This is a genomic window from Curtobacterium sp. PhB170, from assembly GCF_003752345.1.
Classification (GTDB): domain Bacteria; phylum Actinomycetota; class Actinomycetes; order Actinomycetales; family Microbacteriaceae; genus Curtobacterium.
Genome location: NZ_RJUM01000009.1, coordinates 175,911 through 194,534, shown reverse-complemented (window position 1 = coordinate 194,534; position 18,624 = coordinate 175,911). Strand labels below are relative to the sequence as shown.

Annotated in this window: 17 protein-coding genes and 2 tRNA genes; 13 read left to right on the top strand and 6 right to left on the bottom strand. The window is 71.0% G+C overall.

Annotation, left to right across the window (positions count from 1 at the left end):
- Positions 1–3: 3 nt before the first annotated feature.
- Positions 4–1,065, top strand: a complete 1,062-nt coding sequence (locus EDF40_RS05075; protein WP_123338885.1) for an LLM class flavin-dependent oxidoreductase — start codon at positions 4–6, stop codon at positions 1,063–1,065.
- A gap of 81 nt (positions 1,066–1,146) precedes the next feature.
- Here EDF40_RS05075 and EDF40_RS05070 read toward each other — a convergent pair whose 3' ends face one another.
- The 5 genes from EDF40_RS05070 to EDF40_RS05050 all read right to left on the bottom strand — a co-directional run bounded on the left by EDF40_RS05070 (position 1,147) and on the right by EDF40_RS05050 (position 6,637).
- Entirely contained in the window at positions 1,147–1,764 is a 618-nt protein-coding gene (locus EDF40_RS05070) for a response regulator transcription factor (RefSeq protein WP_148053794.1), read from the bottom strand.
- Positions 1,761–2,804 carry a sensor histidine kinase gene (locus EDF40_RS05065; RefSeq protein WP_123338887.1) on the bottom strand — a complete coding sequence of 348 codons (1,044 nt, stop codon included), beginning with the start codon at positions 2,802–2,804 and terminating at the stop codon, positions 1,761–1,763. Before EDF40_RS05065 ends, EDF40_RS05070 begins: the two co-directional genes overlap by 4 nt.
- A gap of 150 nt (positions 2,805–2,954) precedes the next feature.
- Positions 2,955–3,028, bottom strand: a tRNA-Pro gene (locus EDF40_RS05060).
- A gap of 91 nt (positions 3,029–3,119) precedes the next feature.
- Positions 3,120–4,076, bottom strand: coding sequence for a metallophosphoesterase (locus EDF40_RS05055; protein ID WP_123338888.1), 957 nt, complete (start codon positions 4,074–4,076; stop codon positions 3,120–3,122).
- Entirely contained in the window at positions 4,073–6,637 is a 2,565-nt protein-coding gene (locus EDF40_RS05050) for a transglycosylase domain-containing protein (protein WP_123338889.1), read from the bottom strand. The genes EDF40_RS05055 and EDF40_RS05050 overlap by 4 nt, the downstream gene beginning before the upstream one ends.
- Before the next feature lie 50 nt (positions 6,638–6,687).
- Between EDF40_RS05050 and EDF40_RS05045 the strand changes: the two genes are divergently transcribed.
- Both EDF40_RS05045 and EDF40_RS05040 read left to right on the top strand, forming a co-directional pair.
- Positions 6,688–6,846: a DUF4177 domain-containing protein gene (locus EDF40_RS05045; protein ID WP_017888699.1), complete on the top strand. Its 159-nt coding sequence runs from the start codon at positions 6,688–6,690 to the stop codon at positions 6,844–6,846.
- On the top strand, positions 6,843–7,304 hold the full coding sequence (locus EDF40_RS05040) for a RidA family protein (RefSeq protein ID WP_123338890.1): 462 nt from the start codon (positions 6,843–6,845) through the stop codon (positions 7,302–7,304). Before EDF40_RS05045 ends, EDF40_RS05040 begins: the two co-directional genes overlap by 4 nt.
- 69 nt (positions 7,305–7,373) lie before the next feature.
- Here the strand turns inward: EDF40_RS05040 and acs are convergent, their stop codons facing one another.
- Positions 7,374–9,335, bottom strand: a complete 1,962-nt coding sequence (gene acs / locus EDF40_RS05035; RefSeq protein ID WP_123338891.1) for an acetate--CoA ligase — start codon at positions 9,333–9,335, stop codon at positions 7,374–7,376.
- Positions 9,336–10,014: 679 nt separating this feature from the next.
- On the opposite strand from acs, the gene EDF40_RS05030 reads away from it, so the two are divergent.
- From EDF40_RS05030 to EDF40_RS04985, 10 genes are all read left to right on the top strand, one after another.
- On the top strand, positions 10,015–11,076 hold the full coding sequence (locus EDF40_RS05030) for a TadA family conjugal transfer-associated ATPase (protein WP_123338892.1): 1,062 nt from the start codon (positions 10,015–10,017) through the stop codon (positions 11,074–11,076).
- Positions 11,077–11,135: 59 nt separating this feature from the next.
- A complete protein-coding gene (locus EDF40_RS05025) occupies positions 11,136–11,936 on the top strand; it encodes a type II secretion system F family protein (RefSeq protein WP_185002784.1) in 801 nt (266 codons plus the stop codon).
- Between the two features lie 84 nt (positions 11,937–12,020).
- On the top strand, positions 12,021–12,233 hold the full coding sequence (locus EDF40_RS05020) for a DUF4244 domain-containing protein (protein WP_123338894.1): 213 nt from the start codon (positions 12,021–12,023) through the stop codon (positions 12,231–12,233).
- Entirely contained in the window at positions 12,217–12,579 is a 363-nt protein-coding gene (locus EDF40_RS05015; RefSeq protein WP_123338895.1) for a TadE family protein, read from the top strand. The genes EDF40_RS05020 and EDF40_RS05015 overlap by 17 nt, the downstream gene beginning before the upstream one ends.
- 16 nt (positions 12,580–12,595) lie before the next feature.
- A complete protein-coding gene (locus EDF40_RS05010) occupies positions 12,596–13,054 on the top strand; it encodes a hypothetical protein (RefSeq protein WP_185002782.1) in 459 nt (152 codons plus the stop codon).
- Positions 13,030–15,837: a type I DNA topoisomerase gene (gene topA / locus EDF40_RS05005; protein ID WP_123338896.1), complete on the top strand. Its 2,808-nt coding sequence runs from the start codon at positions 13,030–13,032 to the stop codon at positions 15,835–15,837. The genes EDF40_RS05010 and topA overlap by 25 nt, the downstream gene beginning before the upstream one ends.
- Complete coding sequence (gene tmk / locus EDF40_RS05000) at positions 15,834–16,469, top strand: dTMP kinase (RefSeq protein ID WP_123338897.1); 636 nt, start codon at positions 15,834–15,836, stop codon at positions 16,467–16,469. The genes topA and tmk overlap by 4 nt, the downstream gene beginning before the upstream one ends.
- A 96-nt stretch (positions 16,470–16,565) precedes the next feature.
- Positions 16,566–17,708: a DNA polymerase III subunit delta' gene (locus EDF40_RS04995; protein WP_123338898.1), complete on the top strand. Its 1,143-nt coding sequence runs from the start codon at positions 16,566–16,568 to the stop codon at positions 17,706–17,708.
- A 48-nt stretch (positions 17,709–17,756) separates the two neighbouring features.
- On the top strand, positions 17,757–18,392 hold the full coding sequence (locus EDF40_RS04990) for a TetR/AcrR family transcriptional regulator (RefSeq protein WP_111084208.1): 636 nt from the start codon (positions 17,757–17,759) through the stop codon (positions 18,390–18,392).
- Between the two features lie 46 nt (positions 18,393–18,438).
- Positions 18,439–18,511 (top strand) — tRNA-Thr (locus tag EDF40_RS04985).
- Positions 18,512–18,624: the final 113 nt, after the last annotated feature.

Genomic DNA, 18,624 nt, shown 5'->3' with positions numbered 1-18,624 from the left:
CACATGAGCGACGACACCCTGCACCTGTCCGTCCTGGACCTGGCGACGCGCGAGTACGGCCAGTCCAACACCGAAGCCCTGCAGGGCTCGATCGACATGGCCGTCCACGCCGAGAAGCTCGGCTACGAGCGGTTCTGGGTCGCCGAGCACCACGGCATGCCCGGCATCACCTCGTCGGCCCCCGCGGTGCTGCTGAGCGCCGTCGGCGCGGCCACCTCGACCATCCGCATCGGCTCCGGTGGCGTCATGCTGCCGAACCACGCACCCCTCGTCATCGCCGAGCAGTTCGGTACGCTCCGAGCGCTGTACGGCGACCGTGTCGACCTCGGGCTCGGTCGTGCGCCGGGCACCGACGGGGCGACCGCGATGGCGCTGCGTCGCACCGATCGGCTCGACGTCGACGACTTCCCCGACCGCCTCGCCGACCTGATCGGGTTCTTCACCGGCATGTCCTCGGACAACCCGTTGTCGGGCATCCGGGCGGTGCCGGGCTACGGCGACGTGCCGGAGTTCTGGCTGCTCGGGTCCTCCGGGTACAGCGCCCAGGTGGCCGGGGCGCTCGGCGTCTCGTTCGCCTTCGCCCACCACTTCGCGTCGGACAACACCGAGGCGGCGCTCGCGCTGTACCGCGATTCGTTCCGGCCCTCGCGGTTCCGCCAGACGCCGAACGCGCTCATCGGCGTGCAGGTCGTCACGGACGAGGACCCGGCCGTCGTCGACGAGCAGAGTGCTCCCGGGATGATCTCGTTCATCCGGATGCGGCAGGGGGCGAAGCCCGAGCCGGTGTCGATGGACGAGGCCCGTGCGTACGAGTTCAACGACCTCGAGCGTCGGTTCATCGCCGCCCGCACCGAGCGCCAGGCCTACGGCACCGCTGATCAGGTGGCGGACAAGATCAACGCGCTCGTGGAGTCCACCGGGGCGAACGGCGTGATCGTCGCTCCGGGTGCTGCACAGGCGCGGTACCGTCACCAGGCGCTCGACGTCGTGGCCGGGCTGCACGCCGCGGGGCGGCTCGTGCGCGCTGGGGCGTCGGCGGGCGCGTCCGCGTCCGCGTCGGTCTAGGTCGAGTTCGCTTGGTGAGCAGAAATGGTCGGGTCGCCGTCGGGCACCCGACCATTTCTGCTCACCGAGTGGAGCGGAGCCTCAGGTGAGCAGGCCGAGGCGCGTCGCTGCAGCCACGGCGCCGACCCGCGAACCGACGTCGAGCTTCCGGAACACGTTGTAGACGTGCCGCTTGACCGTGCCGATCGCGAGCTGCAGGTCCGCCGCGATCTCGGCGTTGGTGCGCGCAGCCGCGAGGAGCCGCAGGACCTCGAGTTCGCGGTCGCTGAGCGGTGTTCCCGCGCGGGCCTCGGTGACCAGGTCGACCGGGAACGTCACCGGCGCGGCGTCGGCGTGCGCGGCCCGGGCGATGCGGTCGACGAGCTCGCGGCTCGGGGTGTCCTTCGTCACGAAGTCGACCGCACCGGCGTCGAGCAGCGTCCGGCGCAGGACAGCATCGCGGTGCATCGTGAGCACCACCACGCGGACGTCCGGACGGGTTCGGCGCACTGTGGCGATCGTGGTGCGCGCCGGCGGACCGTCGAGCTCGACGTCGAGGAGCAGGACATCGATGGCGGCAGCCTCGGGGGAGTCGAGGACGTCGGACGGACGCTCGCCGTGTGCGACCACGCGGATCGTGGGGACGGCGGCGAGGATCGTGGCCAGTCCTTCGCGGAACAGTTGGTGGTCGTCGACGATGGCGACGTGCGTGATGGTCACAGCGTGCCCCTCGGGATCGTCAGGCGGACGGTGGTGCCGGTGTCGGGAGCGCTGTCGACACTCGCGGCGCTCTCGACGTCGAGTCGTGCGCCGATGACGGCCGCGCGCTCGCGCATCGTCTGCTGCCCGAGGCGCCCGTCGGTGTCGGCGGCGGGGTCGAAGCCCGGACCGTCGTCGGACACCGTCACGACGAGGGCGGCCGGTGTCCACGCGAAGTGCACCGCGGCGGCGGAACCCGGAGCGTGCTTCCGCCGGTTGGTGAGTGCCTCGAGCAGGATCGTCAGTGCTTCCTCGGCTTGCCAGTTCGGCAGGTGCTCGGGCGTGCCCGTGGTGTTGAACGACAAGCGGTCGTCGTCGGAGAACAGGTCCCTGGCGTGCCGGGCGAGCGCATCGTCGAGCAGGGCGTCGCCGACGCGGGCGTGCAGGCTCACCGCCAGGTCCTGCACGTCTCCGAGTGCTCCGCGCAGCAGCCGTGCGGCGTAGTCGAGCTGGTCGGCCCGGTCGCCGGCCGGGGGATCGGTCAGCAGCACCAGGTCGAGTCGCTGCAGCCCGGCGAGGATGCCGTGCGCCACGCGGTCGTGCAGGTCACGGGCGATCTGCGTGCGGGAGTCCAGGTGCGCCGTCGTGACGCGCTGGCGCAGCGCCTCGGTGTAGGCGACGGCGCCGGCGGGGAACCGGCTCCAGATGCCCGCGTGCAGGGCCCTGGTGGCACGCAGGACCTCGGCGGTGGACTCCGCGCCGACCTCGTCCACGAAGAGGGGCAGGTAGGCGTCGAAGAGCATCTCCGCCGCGAGCATCGCCCCGGCCGGGTGCTGTGCCTGCTCGGCGTGCAGCGCACCGGTCGCCAGGTGGTCCGGATCGAGGTACGCGTTGCTCACCACGCTGTCCTCGGCGCCGGCGGCGTAGCGGGCGTGTGCCTCGGCGATCATCGACGTCACGTTGTCGACGAGGTTCTGCATCAGGACCGGGTCGTCGGCGAGCTCGGGGAACTGTGCGGCGATCCGTTCGAGAACCGGGCGGAGGTGGTCGGCGCGTGACATCGCTGTCGAGGCTATCTGCGTCGTCGCAGCCGGGGGAGCTGCGGCCACGTCGTGTGTCGGGAGGTGTAGTGCCGAGCGCTCGACCGTGGAAAAGCAGAAGGCCCCGGTTCCGGAGAACCAGGGCCTTCTTCGTACTGTCTCAACACAGTGTCGGGGTGACAGGATTTGAACCTGCGACCTCCTCGTCCCGAACGAGGCGCGCTACCAAGCTGCGCCACACCCCGCGGTGTGATCACTCCGTACCGGAGCAACCCGACAATACTATCCGATGATCGGGGGTGCTCACGACCATCCGGCGAACTCCCGGGCGCGTCGTCAGGAGGCGCGGGCGGTGAGGGTGACGACGACCGCTTCGGGGCGGCACGAGAACCGCACCGGCGCGTAGATCGAGGTGCCGAGACCGGCCGAGACCTCGAGCCAGGACCAGTGGTTCCGGTGCTCCCACTTGTGCAGCCCGCTGACGTACCGGCGGGGCAGGTCGCTGTTCGTGACGAGCGCACCGACGCCGGGCACCTGGACCTGGCCGCCGTGGGTGTGCCCGGCGAAGATGACGTCGGCGCCCTGGGTGACGAAGGCGTCGAGCACCCGACGGTAGGGCGCGTGGGTCACTCCGATCGCCACCGGTGCGGGGCCGTCCTCGTCCTCCGACCAGGGGACTTCTCCGCGCATCTCGTCGACGTTCGTGGGGAGCAGATCGAGGCGGTCCCAGTCGCGGTGGGCGTCCGAGGTGCCGAACAGTTCGAAGCGCGAGCCGCGGAGCTCGACGGCGTGGGCGTGGTCGTTCAGGTCGAGCCACCCGAGGGACTCGAAGAACGCCGTCTGCCGGTCGATGTCGAGCTCGACGGGCTTCGCCGTGCTGTGCGTCCGGCTCGGACCGGCGAAGTACTTCAGCGGGTTGCGCGGCGACGGCCCGAAGAAGTCGTTCGACCCGTACGCGAACACACCGGGCACACCGCGGAACGGCTCCAGCGCGTACTCCACCGCCGCGTTCGCCGTGGGGTGCCCGAGGTTGTCGCCGGTGTTGACGATGAAGTCCGGCTCGACCAGGGACAGGTCGCGCAGCCACTGCTGCTTGTCGGCCTGCCACGGCGCCATGTGGATGTCGGACAGGTGCAGGACCGTGACGTCACGGGACCCCGGCGGGAGGACCGGGACGGTCTCCCACCGGATGCCGAAGCGTCGGCGCTCGACCAGGGAGCCCCAGGCGAACGCAGCGGCGCCGACGGCCGCGCCGGCTCCGATGACCCCGAGGGCGGCGCGGCCGCGGGTCACTTGCAGTCCTTGGGCGCCTTGCCGTTCTTGTCGCCGTACAGCGTCAGCGTGACCGTCGAGCCCTTGCTGGCGTCCGTGTGCACGCCCGGGTCGACCGCAGCGACGCGGCACTCCTTGTCCCCGCCGCCCTTGGCGAACTGGTCGGAGATCGCGACGTTGGTCAGTCCGACCTCGTTCAGCTGCGCGCGGGCGTCGGCGAGGGGCTTGCCGGTCACCGAGGGGACCTTGATCTGCGCACCGTCCGACGTGTACACGGTGACGGTCGATCCGGAGGACAGCAGCGAACCGCCGGCCGGGGAGGTCGAGGTCACGGTGCCGGCCGCACCGGTACCGGGCTGCGTGCCGCCGTCGACGTACGTGAACCCGGCTCCGGAGATGGCGGCGCGGGCCTCGTCGGCGGTCTTGCCCCGGAGGTCCGGCAGCGCCTTGCTGTTGCCGCGGAGCGCCGAGTTGTCGGGGTTCGTGAACGCCCCTGCCGGGTACGCCGCGTTCACCGGGGTCTGCGCCTGCTGCCAGACACTCGCTCGGACACCGGCGTAGGTGCCGTTCACACCGTTGCTGTAGTGACGCAGGTTGTTGAGCTTGCCGTCGGTGTTGCCCTGCCAGTAGGCGGTGGCGACCCGCGAGCTCGAGCCGACGAGCCAGATCTGGTTCGCGGTGTCGGTCGTACCCGTCTTGGCGAACAGCTGCGTGCCGTCGGGGGTCTGCGCACCACGCGCGGTACCGCTGGTGATCGTGCCCTTCATGGCGTAGACCGCGGCGTGCGCGACCTCGGGGTCGAGCGCCTGCTTGCAGTCCTTGGTCTGGCCGCCGAGCTTCTTGCCGGACGGCGAGGTGACCTGCTCGATGGCGATCGGCTTGCAGTAGATGCCGTTGTTCGCGACGGCGGCGTAGGCGGCGGCCATCGTCATCGGGGCGATCTCGTTGACGCCGAGCACCGACGAGGGGGTGTACTGCAGTTCGCCGCCGTCTGCGCGGTGCACACCGAGCGAGGCCGCGGTGTCACGGATGTCGCAGAGGTCGAGCTTCTGCGCCATGTTGAGGAACGCCAGGTTGATGGACCCGGCAGTCGCTGCCGCCACCGTGTAGTTACCGCTCTCACCCGGGCTGTCGTTCTTCGGGGTGTACCCGGGCGCCGTGACGGGCGAACCGCAGGCCGTCCAGCCGGACGACATGTTCCGCGGGGCACCGCTGACGACCTCGTTCAGACCGTGTCCGGCCTTGAGCCATGCGAGCAGCGTGAAGAGCTTGTACGTCGAGCCGGTCTGGAAGCCGCCGGAGTTGCCGTACTTGTAGTCGACGCTGTAGTTGATCGAGGTGGACGTCGGCGCGGACTTCAGGGACTGGTCGTAGTCCTTGTTCTGCGCCATCGTCAGGATGCGGCCGGTGCCGGCCTCGATCGAGTTGAGCGTCGCACCGAGCGCCAGGCTGGTCTCGGCCTTGTTGTCGTAGGTGTTGACGAGCTGCTTCTGCTCGGCGTTGAGGTCGATGTTCAGCGTCGTCTGGATCGAGTAGCCACCGTTGCGCCATGCGGTGTCGCGGGCCTTCTGCGACGAGCCGAGCTGCGACATCTCCTTGACGACCTTGACGGCGTAGTCGCAGAAGAACTGCGAACCGTCGCCCACCGATGCCCGGCAGCCCTGCGACGGCTCGGTCAGGTGGACGTAGTCCTTCGGGTTCGCCGCGATGGCCTGGTCGTACTCGGCCTTCGTCAGGTTCTTCTGCGCGTACATCGACTTGAGGATGACGTTGCGCCGGGCAACGTTGGCCTCGTACTTCTTCGGGCTCGACAGGTTGCGCGCCTCGGGGTACTGCACGATGGCGAGCAGGGAGGCCGCCTCCGCCGGGGTCAGGTCGGTCGCGCTCTTGTTGTAGTAGTGCTGCGCCGCCGCCTGCACGCCGTAGGTCTGGTCGCCGAAGTAGGCGATGTTCAGGTACGCGGTGAGGATCTCCTTCTTGGAGTACTTCTTCGCCAGCCCGATGGCGAGCTTCATCTCCTCGAGCTTGCGGGGGATGGTCTGCTCGACGGCCTCGTTGTAGGCCTTCTGCTGCTCCTTCTTCGTGGGGAGCTCGAGCGCCTGGTTCATCTTGATGTTGCGGACGAGCTGCATGGTCAGCGTCGACCCACCGCCCGACTCGCCGAGCCCACCGGCGACGCTGCCGACGCCTGCGCGGATGAGCGAGGTCATGTCGACGCCGCCGTGGTCGTAGAAGCGCTTGTCCTCGCCGTCGATGGCCGCGTTCTTGAGCTGGTCGCTGATCTTGTCGAACTTCAGCTCTTGGCGGTTCTGGTCGTAGACGGTCGCGAAGTGCACCGACTTGCCGCCCGAGTAGGCGTACAGCTCGTTGCGCTGCGGCAGGTCACCGATCTCGATGTACTCCGGCAGCGACTCGAACACACCGATCGTCGACGTCGTCGTGACACCGGCGACCGCGATCGCCGGCGTGACACCGATCGTGACCAGCAGGCCGGCGAGGGCACTGAACCCGACGAATCCGATGAAGGCGCCGACTGCTGAGACGGGCTTGGTCCGCGAGGCAGACGTCTTCTGGGCAGACATAGGATGCAGCCTAAACGACACCCACGACTGAAAGGCTGGCAAGGAACCGCATGACTCGCTGGGAGTACTTCACCACGCCCCTGATGATCCACAACACCACCGCCATCCTCAACAACTACGGGGACGAGGGCTGGGAGCTGGTCCAGATCGTCACCGGCCCCGAGGGTGGGCTCGTCGCGTACCTCAAGCGCCCGAAGGCCGACGCATGAGCATCGCGGACCGCCTCGCCGAGCTGGGGCTGACCCTCCCGCCGGTCGCCGCACCCGTCGCGGCGTACGTCCCCGCGGTCGTCACCGGCCAGTACGTCTACACGGCCGGGCAACTGCCGTTCGTCGACGGTGCACTTCCCGTCACCGGCAAGGTCGGGGCGTCCGTCGACGCCGAGACCGCCACCGCGCAGGCCCGCGTGGCAGCGCTCAACGCACTCGCCGCCGTCGAGTCGGTCGCCGGCTCGCTCGACCGCGTCGCCCGGGTCGTCAAGGTCACCGTGTTCGTCGCGTCGGAGCCGTCCTTCACGGGCCAGCCCGGGGTCGCGAACGGTGCCTCCACGCTGGTCGGCGAGGTCTTCGGCGATGCCGGCGTCCACGCGCGGAGCGCGGTGGGCGTCGCGGTGCTCCCGCTGGACGCTCCTGTCGAGGTCGAGCTGGTGGTGGAGCTCACCGCCTGACGGCAGCGACCGACGGAAGGAACGTGAGCAGGGCCTCCAGTCCGAGATGGACGGGAGGCCCTGCTTCCGTTACCGGGACTCCATGAGTTCCGCGATGGTCGCCATGATCGTCGGGTCGGCCAGCGTCGTCGTGTCGCCGATGCGGCGGCCCTCGGCCGCGTCGCGGAGCAGGCGCCGCATGATCTTGCCGGAGCGCGTCTTGGGCAGCTCGGGGACGATGACCACCTGGCGGGGCTTCGCGATCGCGCCGATGCGCTTGCCCACCCAGTTGCGGAGTTCGGTCGACGCCGATTCGCGGTCGACGTCGGCGGCGGCTTCGGCGGTCAGGATGACGTACGCGACGACCGCCTGTCCGGTCGTCTCGTCGGCGGCCCCGACGACGGCGGCCTCGGCGACGCCCTCGTGCCCGACCAGTGCGGACTCGATCTCGGCCGTCGAGAGGCGGTGGCCCGAGACGTTCATCACGTCGTCGACGCGGCCCTGGATCCAGATGTCGCCCTGGCCGTCGAGCCGTGCACCGTCGCCGGCGAAGTACCGGCCGGGGAACCGCGACCAGTACGTCTCGACGAACCGGTCCGGGTCGCCCCAGATGCCGCGCGCCATCGACGGCCACGGCTCCGTGATCGTGAGGTAGCCGCTCTCGCCGGGATCGGCGCGGTTGCCGTCGTCGTCGACGATCTCGGCGACGATGCCGGGCAGCGGCGTCTGGGCGGCACCGGGCTTGAGCTTCGTGACGCCGGGCAGGGCGGAGATCATGATCGCGCCGGTCTCGGTCTGCCACCACGTGTCGACGATGGGTGTGCGGTCGTGGCCGATGACCTGGCGGTACCAGTTCCACGCCTCCGGGTTGATGGGTTCGCCGACGCTGCCGAGCAGACGGAGGGTCTCGAGACTGCGGGCCTCGGGGATCTCACGGCCGGCCTTCATCGCCGCACGGACCGCCGTCGGCGCGGTGTACAGGACGGTGACGCCGTAGGAGTCGACGATGTCCCACCAGCGGCCGGGCTTCGGCTCGTCGGGCGTGCCCTCGTAGAGCACCTGCGTCACGCCGTTCGCCAGGGGGCCGTAGACGACGTACGAGTGCCCGGTGATCCAGCCGATGTCGGCGGTGCACCAGTAGACGTCCTTCTCGGGGTGCATGTCGAACACGTTCTTGTGCGTGTACGCGGCCTGGGTCAGGTACCCGCCGGAGGTGTGCACGATCCCCTTCGGCTTGCCGGTCGTGCCCGAGGTGTACAGGATGAAGAGCGGGGTCTCGGCGGGGAACGCCTGCGCCTCGTGGGTGGCGTCCGCCTTCGCCAGTTCGTCGTGCCACCAGAGGTCGCGGTCGTTCCAGTCGATCTCGTTGCCGCCGCGCTTGACGACCAGGACGTGCTCGACGCTCTCGGTGCCCTCGCCCTCGAGTGCCTCGTCGACCGCGGGCTTGAGCGCGGAGACCGCGCCGCGCCGCCAACCGCCGTCGGCCGTGACGACGAGCTTCGCGCCGGCGTCCTCGATGCGCGCACGGAGGCTCTCGGCGCTGAACCCGCCGAACACGACGGAGTGCACGGCGCCGATGCGGGCGACGGCGAGCATCGTCACGACGGCCTCGGGGATGAGCGGCAGGTAGACGACGACGCGGTCGCCCTGCCCGACACCGAGGTCGGTGAGCATGTTCGCGGCGCGCTGCACGTCGGCGGTGAGTTCGGCGTAGGTGATGCGGCGGGTGTCGCCGGGTGCGCCCTCGAAGTGGATCGCCACCCGGTCGCCGTTGCCCGCCCGGACGTGCCGGTCGAGGCAGTTCTCGGCCACGTTGAGCGTGCCGTCGGCGAACCACTTCGCGAACGGGGCGCCGGACCAGTCGAGGGTCTGCGTGAACGGGGTGCGCCAGTCGAGCAGGCTGCGGGACTGCTCGGCCCAGAAGGCCTCGCGGTCGGCGGCGGCGGCCTCGTGCAGGTCCTCGTGCGCGACGGCGTCGGCGACGAACTCGGGCGTCGGCGGGAAGGTGGCGCCGTCGTCCTCGCGGTGGTCGGTCTGGGTCGGAGTGGACATCGATGTCCTTTCGCGTCGTTGCGTCCTCAGGGTGCGCCACGGAGACTACCCCTCGGCCGGTGCGCTGCGTGGTTCCGTGACGAGCGGCGGCCCGGGTGCAGGCCCGCCGGGCCGCGACGGTGGGGCCGGCGGTGTCCTCGTCGAGGCGGCACGTCGGGCGGGGTCGGCTGTCGGTCGCGGCGGCACGCCCGGCCGTCGTGTCGGGGGTTGCCCCGAGGGGCGGATCGTGGGGTACAGTAGTTCCTGCTGGACTCGTTTCCGGCGGCACCGAATCGGATTCCCCCCAATCCTTCGGTGTCCAGGCGGCACCAGTTCCCCCCAACCGGTGCCGCCTCTTCTTTTGTCCGGGGTCCGGCTCGAGCGATCGGCGCTCGCCGACCGCTGACGATCGGCGGCGATCCGCACAGGGACGCCGGTCCGGTGGACAGACCGGTACATGCTCACGCATCGAGTGCGCGGATTGGCCGTAGCAATTGCTACTCCGCCCCGGCGCCCGTGAACGGCGGGACCTGCTCGCGTGGTCAGTCGTCGCGCCGTGTCGGGTGCTCCGCACCGAGTGGGGTACGGCTTTCCGTTTCGGGGGACAAATCGGTCCGTTGGTGCCGTCGAGCCTTACCCCTCCACAGGCTGGTTGTGGCACCCGATGCCGAAAACGGCTCTCCTCCTACGCTCTGGCGTCATGCACCGTCACCGTGCCACGCCGTTCCTGCCCGGCTCCGGGCCCTTCCTGCCGGGGGCCGGGCCGTACCTGCCCGGGGCGGGGGCTCTTCCGCCGGGGGCTGCCGCTGCCGCCCTTCGGCGCCGGACGCACGGTGTCGTCGAGTTCGAGGAACTCGCCGGGCTCGTGACGGACGCCGGGGTCACCGACGTCCTGGTCGTCGGCGGTGTCGGCACCTGGGTCGACCGTGGCGGCGGACTCGAAGCCGCCGCGCCCCGCCTGACCGAGGCGCGCACCCGCGAGCTCGCCACGCGGCTGGTGGCGCTCGGCGGACGCCACGTCGACGAGACCACGCCGTGCGCCGACGTCCGGCACGGCGACGGGATCCGGGTGCACGTCGTGCTCGCCCCGGTCTCGGTCGGTGGCACGGCGATCTCGATCCGGCTCCCACACCCCGACCGTCCGACCCTCGCCGCACTCGACCGCGCCGGCACCTTCGAGCACGTTCCGCGCTCCGTCGTCGAGGCGGCCGTGCACCAGCGCCGCAACGTCCTGGTCACCGGTGCCACCGGCAGCGGCAAGACCACCCTGCTCGCCGCGATGCTCGGCGCCGTCCCGGCCGACGAGCGGATCGTCACGGTCGAGGACGTCGCCGAGCTGCGCATCGCCCATCCGCACGTGGTCGCACTCGAGGCGCGGCAGGCGAACGCCGAGGGCGTCGGCGCGCTCGGCCTCGACCGGCTCGTGCGTGAAGCCCTGCGGATGCGCCCGGACCGGATCGTCGTGGGGGAGTGCCGGGGCGCCGAGGTCCGCGAGCTCATGTCCGCGCTGAACACGGGCCACGACGGGGGCGCCGGCACCGTGCACGCGAACGGTGTCGCGGACGTCGCCGCTCGGCTCGAGGCGCTCGGCGCCCTCGCCGGGCTCGGCGTCGAGGCGCTCGCCCGACAAGCGGTCAGCGCGTTCGACCTGGTGCTCCACGTCGAGCGTCGGGCAGGCGGACGACGGCTCGCTGCGGTGGGCGCGTTCCACGTCGGGGCGGACGGGAGGCTCGGGGTGCGCCCGGTGGACGGGGCACCGTGAGCAGGGGGTTGCTCCCGGGGCGTCGGGTCCGGCGCCCTCTGCCGTTCGACCCGGCGCACGTGGCCGGCACCCTCGACCGGGTCGCGACGCTCGTCGCCGCCGGGGTCCCGCCGCCGCGGGCCTGGGAGCTCGTCGGCCGGCTCCCCGCAGGGACCGCTCCCGCGTCCGCGGACATCGCCGTCGTCCTGCGGGTCGCGGACCGGACCGGCGCCCCCGTCGCGGAGACGCTCGGGGCACTCGCCGGCGCGCTCCGCCGATCGGCAGCGTCGGACCGGGCGATCCGGGTCGCCCTCGCCGGCCCGCGCACCAGCGCCCGCGTCGTCCTGGCGCTGCCGTTGTTCGGCCTCGGACTCGGGGCCGCGTGGGGCTCCGGAGCGGTGCAGGTCCTCACGAGCTCGCCGCTCGGCTGGGTCTGCTCGGCGCTCGCGGCCGTGCTCGTCCTGTCCGGGCGCGCCTGGACCGCGCGGCTCGTCCGGTCGGCGACGCCGGACGGACGCGTGCCCGGGGTCGTCCTCGACGCCTGGGCGGTGGCCGTCTCGGGCGGTGGTTCGTGGATCGCCGCCGGCGAGGCGGTCCGTCGTGCCGCCGACGGGATCGTCCCGCCGGCGGCCGACGTGGTCCGCCTCCGCGAGGTCCTCGACCTGGCCGTGCGAGCGGGCGTGCCCGCGGCGGGACTGCTGCGCCGCGCCGCGGAGGACGTCCGTGACGACGCTGCTGCTGCCGGCCTCGCCGCGGCCGAGCGCCTGGCCGTCCGACTCGTGCTGCCGCTCGGTGTCTGCGTCCTTCCCGCGTTCGTGCTCGTCGGGGTGGTCCCCGTCGTGGTCGGCGTCCTCTCCTCCACCGTCGTCGGTGCGCGATGACCTCTCCACAGATGCCGCTCGAGGCCACGATCGTGCGGTGGCCACGCGCCACGCTGGGATCACCGCAACAGAAGGGACGAACCCATGTGCACCACCCCGAACCGAATCCGTCGCACCAGCCGCTTCTTCGACCGGCTCCGCGCCGTCGCGCAGGACGACCAGGGGTCCGCGACCGCCGAGTACGCGGTCGTCATCCTCGCCGCCGTGGCGTTCGCCGGTGTGCTCGTCGCCGTCATGCGCTCGGGCGAGGTACAGACCATCCTCACCGAGCTCGTCCGCGGTGCCCTCTCGCTGTGACCAGGCGCGGCGCCCCGACCGGGACTCCGACCGGGGCTCGGTCACGGTCGAGTTCGCGGTCGTGCTGCCCGCCGTCGCACTCGTCCTCACCCTGCTCGTCGCGGCCGTGCTGGTCGTCGACGGACAAGGACGCCTGCAGTCGGCCGCCGCGGCGGCTGCGCGGGGCGTCGGGCGCGGGGACGACGCCGTCGGACTCGCCGCCGCCGAGCGGATCGCGCCGGGATCCTCCGTCACCGTCCGGCGCACCGACGACCTGGTGTGCGTCGACGCCACGCGCGGCGGCACCGGTCCGTTCTCGGCGCTGCCGCTCCGGGCGACGGCGTGTGCTGCGGCCGGGGGACGCTGACCGCGAGCGCGGTTCGGTGACCGTGCTCGTCGCCGCCGTCCTCGGCGTCGGGGTGCTCGTCGCGTCGTCGGCGCTCGCCGCCGCCGGACACCGCACGCAGGCAGTCCGGGCCGGGGACGCGGCCGACGCCGCCGCGACCTCGGCCGCTGCGGCGTCCGTCGGACTCCTGACCGGCTCGCCGTGCGACGTCGCCGAGCGGGTCGCGCGGGCGAACGGCTCGGCCCTCGTGGCCTGCGACCTCGCCGCCGTGACGGCCCGGGTTCGGGTGGTCGTCGACTCCGGACCGTTCGCCGTCGGCGCGTCCGCGGTCGCCGGTCCGGCGGACGACCACCCCGACCACCCCGACCACGGTGTGTATGGTGTGCCTGTCGGCCACCGGTCACCGATGTCCCGGGCGACCCGGACACGTTCGTGTCCAGGGCCGACCAGCACCACGGATCAAGGAGACACGTGCCAGGCACGAAGAAGCTCGTGATCGTCGAGAGCCCCGCGAAGGCGAAGACGATCGCGCAATACCTCGGTGACGGATACGAAGTCCAGGCCTCGGTCGGACACATCCGCGACCTCGTCGAGCCCAAGAACCTGCCGGCCGAGCTCAAGAAGGGCTCCCTCGGCAAGTTCTCGGTGGACGTCGACAACGGCTTCGAGCCGTACTACGTCGTGTCCGACGCCAAGAAGAAGACGGTCGCCGAGCTCAAGCGTGCGCTCAAGGATGCCGACGAGCTCTACCTCGCAACAGATGAAGACCGCGAGGGTGAAGCGATCGCCTGGCACCTGCTCCAGGTCCTCAAGCCGAAGGTCCCCGTCAAGCGGATGGTCTTCCACGAGATCACGAAGGAGGCGATCCAGCGTGCGCAGGAGGCCACCCGTGAGCTCGACACCGCCCTCGTCGACGCGCAGGAGACCCGCCGCATCCTCGATCGTCTCTACGGGTACGAGGTCTCGCCGGTCCTGTGGCGCAAGGTCGCTCCCGGCCTCTCCGCCGGTCGCGTGCAGTCCGCCGCGACCCGGCTCGTGGTCGACCGCGAACGCGAGCGTCTCGCCTTCGTCTCGGCCAACTACTGGGACCTCTCCGCTCGGTTCGAGAAGGCGGGGGAGTCCTCCTTCTCGGCGCGACTCGCCCGGATCCAGGGCACCCGCGTCGCCTCGGGGCGCGACTTCGACGACCGCGGTGCGCTCAGCGGTGACGTCGTGCGTCTGGACGAGGCCGCAGCCGCCTCGCTGACCACCGTGCTCGAGCGCGCCGGGGACGCCACCGTCCGCAGCGTCGACTCGAAGCCGTACACCCGCCGTCCGGCGGCACCGTTCACCACGTCGACCCTGCAGCAGGAGGCAGCGCGCAAGCTGCGCCTGTCGCCGCGGCAGACGGCGCGTGCGGCGCAGACGCTGTACGAGAACGGGTACATCACCTACATCCGTACCGACTCGGTCTCGCTCTCGAAGCAGGCGATCGACGCGGCGCGCAAGCAGGCGGCCGACCTCTACGGCGCCGCGACCGTGCCGGACCAGCCCCGTCTGTACGCGAGCAAGAGCAAGAACGCGCAAGAGGCGCACGAGGCGATCCGTCCCTCGGGCGACTCCTTCCGCACCCCGCAGGAGCTCCAGGGCACACTCACCGGTGTCGAGTGGCGGCTCTACGACCTCATCTGGAAGCGCACCGTCGCCTCCCAGATGGCGGACGCCAAGGGTTCGACCGCGTCGATCGTGCTCGGGATCGCGTCGACCGAGTCGGTCGAGGGCATCACGTCGACCGCGAACGGCACGGACGCCGAGTTCACCGCGTCCGGCACCGTCATCACCTTCCGCGGGTTCCTCAGCGCCTACGAAGAAGGCCGCGACGAGGACCGCCACGAGTCGAGCGAGCGTGCCGGTCAGGACGTCGCGCTGCCCGATGTCAAGCAGGGCGAGCACCTCGAGGTGCACGACGTGCTGGCGAAGGGGCACGACACCACGCCGCCGCCGCGCTTCACCGAGGCCAGCCTCATCAAGACGCTGGAAGAGCTCGGGATCGGGCGTCCGTCGACCTACCCGACGATCAGCCCGACGATCATCGACCGCGGCTACGTGTCCCTGCGCGGCACTCAGCTCGTGCCGAACTGGATCGCGTTCAGCGTGGTCCGGTTGCTCGAGGAGTACTTCGGCGAACTGGTGGAGTACGACTTCACCGCCGAGATGGAAGAGGACCTCGACCGGATCGCCCGCGGCGACGCCGACCGGGTCGACTGGCTCAAGGGCTTCTACTTCGGTGGCGGCGACGACGACCAGCGTGGCCTGCGGACCGTCATCGACAACCTCGGCGAGATCGACGCGCGTGAGATCAACTCGGTCGAGCTCGCACCGGGCCTCACCCTGCGGATCGGTCGCTACGGCCCCTACATCGAGGTGCCGAGCGACGACCCGGAGAAGCCGCGTCGCGTCAACGTCCCCGAGGACCTGGCACCCGACGAGCTGACCGTCGAGAAGGCCAAGGAACTCGTCGACGCCCCCGTCATCGGCGACCGCGTCGTGGGCATCAACCCGGACACGGGCAAGGAGGTCCTGGCGAAGGACGGCCGCTTCGGCCCCTACGTCACGGAGCGCACCCCGGAGCCCGAGCCCACCGTCGACCCGAAGACCGGCGAGGTCGTCGACGACGCCGCCGCCGCCCCGGAGCCCGCAACGGCCGAGGCCCCTGCCGAGACGACGACCGGCAAGAAGGCCCCGGCGAAGAAGGCCCCGGCGAAGAAGACGACGAAGAAGGCCGCGGCGCCCAAGGAACGGACCGCCTCGCTCTTCAAGTCGATGGACCCGGCGACCGTCGACCTCGAGACCGCGCTGAAGCTCCTCGACCTGCCCCGAGTGGTCGGCCAGGACCCGGAGACCGGCAACGACATCACCGCGCAGAACGGTCGCTACGGCCCGTACCTGAAGAAGGGGACGGACACTCGGACGCTCCCGGGCGAGGACGCGATCTTCGACATCGACCTCCCCGGTGCGCTCGAGATCTTCTCGCAGCCGAAGTACGGCGGGAACCGTGCCGCGAGCTCCGCGCTGAAGGAGTTCGAGGCGGACCCCGTGTCCGGCAAGCCGATCAAGATGAAGGACGGCCGGTTCGGCCCCTACGTCACCGACGGCGAGACGAACGCGACGATCCCGAAGGGCGAGGACGTCGAGGCGGTCGACCATGCCCGTGCGGTCCAGCTCATCGCGGACAAGCGCGCCAAGGGCCCCGTCAAGAAGAAGACGCCGGCCCGACGGGCTCCGGCGAAGAAGAAGTGACCGGACGGTTCATCACGCTCGAGGGCGGCGACGGCGTGGGCAAGACGACCCAGGCCGAGCTGCTCTCGGCGTGGCTCGCCGAACACGGCCGCACGGTCCTGCGCACCCGCGAGCCCGGCGGCACCGACCTGGGCCTCCGGATCCGCGAGATCGTGCTGCACGAGCGAGGGCACGTGTCGCCCCGGGCTGAAGCGCTGTTGTACGCGGCGGACCGCGCGCACCACGTCGAGACGGTCGTGCGTCCCGCGATCGCCCGCGACGAGGTCGTGCTGCAGGACCGGTACATCGACTCGTCGGTCGCCTACCAGGGCGTCGCGCGCGGCCTCGGCGCCGAACACATCCGCTCGGTGTCGGAGTGGGCGGCGGACGGCTTGGCGCCGGACCTGACGATCCTGCTCGACCTCGATGTGACGGTCGGACGCGCCCGGGTCGCTGCGGCCCGTGGCGACACGTTCGACCGCCTGGAGTCCGAGGCCGAGGCGTTCCACGAGTCGGTGCGACGGGCCTTCCTGGACATGGCGGCAGCCGAGCCCGACCGCTTCCTGGTGGTCGACGCCGGCGGATCCACCGATGACGTGCAGCGTGCCATCCGTGCCGCGGTCGCCCCGCTCGTCGCGATCGACCCGGCATGACCGTGGTCGCCCGCGTGACGGTGGTGCCCGCATGACCGTGGTCGCCCGCATGACCGTGGTCGCCCGCATGACGGTGGTCGCTGACAGGATGGTCCCGTGAGCGTGTGGGACGGCCTGACCGGTCAGGAAGAAGCAGTCGCCTCCCTCCGGAACGCCGCGGAGTCGACCGACGGCACCGGCGGCATGACGCACTCGTGGTTGATCACGGGGCCGCCCGGGTCCGGGAGGTCGAACGTGGCGACGGCGTTCGCCGCGGCCCTCGTGGGCAACGGTCCCGACGACGACCACACCCTGCAGCAGATCACCGCGAAGACCCACCCCGACGTGTCGGTGCTCACGACGCAGCGCGTGATCATCACGATCGACGAGATCCGACAGCTCGTGACGTCGTCGTACTACTCGCCCTCGGTCGGGCGCTACCGCATCGTCATCATCGAGGACGCCGACCGGATGACGGAACGCACCTCGAACCTGCTGCTCAAGGCGCTCGAAGAACCTCCGGAGCGCACGGTCTGGATCCTCTGCGCCCCGAGTGAAGCCGACCTGTTGCCCACCATCCGGTCGCGCGTCCGCTCCGTGCGCCTCCGGGTCCCCGGCGTCGAGTCCGTCGCCGACCTCCTCGTCGCCCGCACCGGGATCGACCGCGCCCTCGCGATGGACGCAGCGCGGCAGGCGCAGAGCCACATCGGCATGGCGCAACGCCTTGCGACGAGTGAAGACGCCCGCGATCGTCGACGCCGCACCCTGACGACCGTGCTCGGCGTCCGGAGCGTCGGTGACGCCGTGATGGCCGCTGCCGACCTGCTCGCCGTCGCCGACGAGGACGCCAAGGCCATCACGCAGCAGCGCGACTCCGAAGAACGCGACGCCGCACTGCGATCGCTCGGCATCGAACCCGGCGGCACGATCCCGCCGGCCCTCCGCTCGCAGCTCCGGCTGCTCGAGGACGACCAGAAGCGCCGTGCGACCCGCAGCCTGCGCGACGGTCTCGACCGCATCCTGGTCGACGTGTCCTCGCTGTACCGCGACCTGCTCCTGCTCGGTCTCGGTGCCCCGGCGGAACCCGTCAACCTGGCGATGCGCGACCACCTCGACCAGGCGCTGCAGTCGGTCACGCCGGCCGCGGCGCTCGAGGTGCTCGACGCCATCGCCCTCGCCCGGCAGCGGATCGCCGCAAACGTGGCGGCGTTGCTCGCGCTCGAGGCGCTGCTCGTCACGATCGCCCGCGTCCGGCACTGACCGCGACGCACACTCCCCGCAGCGAGTGGGGCATGGGACAATCACGGCATGCCCGACGCTGAACCCGGCCTGCGCGAACGGAAACGCCGTGCCACCCGCCGCGCCATCCAGGCGGCCGCGCTCCGCATCGCGATCGAGGACGGCCTCGGTGCGGTCACCGTGGACGAGATCTCGCGTCGAGCCGACGTCTCACCCCGCACGTTCTTCAACTACTTCCCGAGCAAGGAACAAGCGATCCTCGGGGACGACCCGGAGCTGCCGGACGACGCCGCGCTGCAGGAGTTCGTCGACGGGGGACCCGACGGTGACCTCCTGTCGGACCTCGGTGCGCTACTCGTCCACTCGACGCAGGAGCTCATCGAGGAACGTGGACTCATCGAGGAGCGCCAGCAGGTGCTCCGGGCGAACCCCGAGCTCTTCAGCCGTCGCATGGAGTCGATGAAGGAGTTCCAGGCCGAGATCCAGGCGGCGGTCGCCCGACGGCTCGAGCGCGAGGACCCCGAGCTCGCTGCGGACCCCGATGCGCTCCGCCGTCGCGCGCGCCTGGCGTCGATCGTGGCGCTCGGTGCGCTCCGGCACGCATGGTGGGAGTGGTCCGGGTCCGAGGCCGGTTCGCACCTGGTCGACGAGCTCCGCAGGTCCTTCGCCGAGCTCGGCGTGCTCGTTTCGCGTTCACTCGTCTGAGCCTGTATAGTCATTGATCGTGCCGCTCCGGGTTCGGAGCGAGCGCGCCGCCTTAGCTCAGTCGGTAGAGCGATTCACTCGTAATGAATAGGTCGTCGGTTCGATTCCGACAGGCGGCTCAGCACACATCCCCGGTCACGGATCTGCATCAGGTCCTGACCGGGGATTTTTCTGTTGGCGTGAAGCCGCACGCTTCGGCTGCAGGACAGACAGGGGCACGGGGCCCGGGATA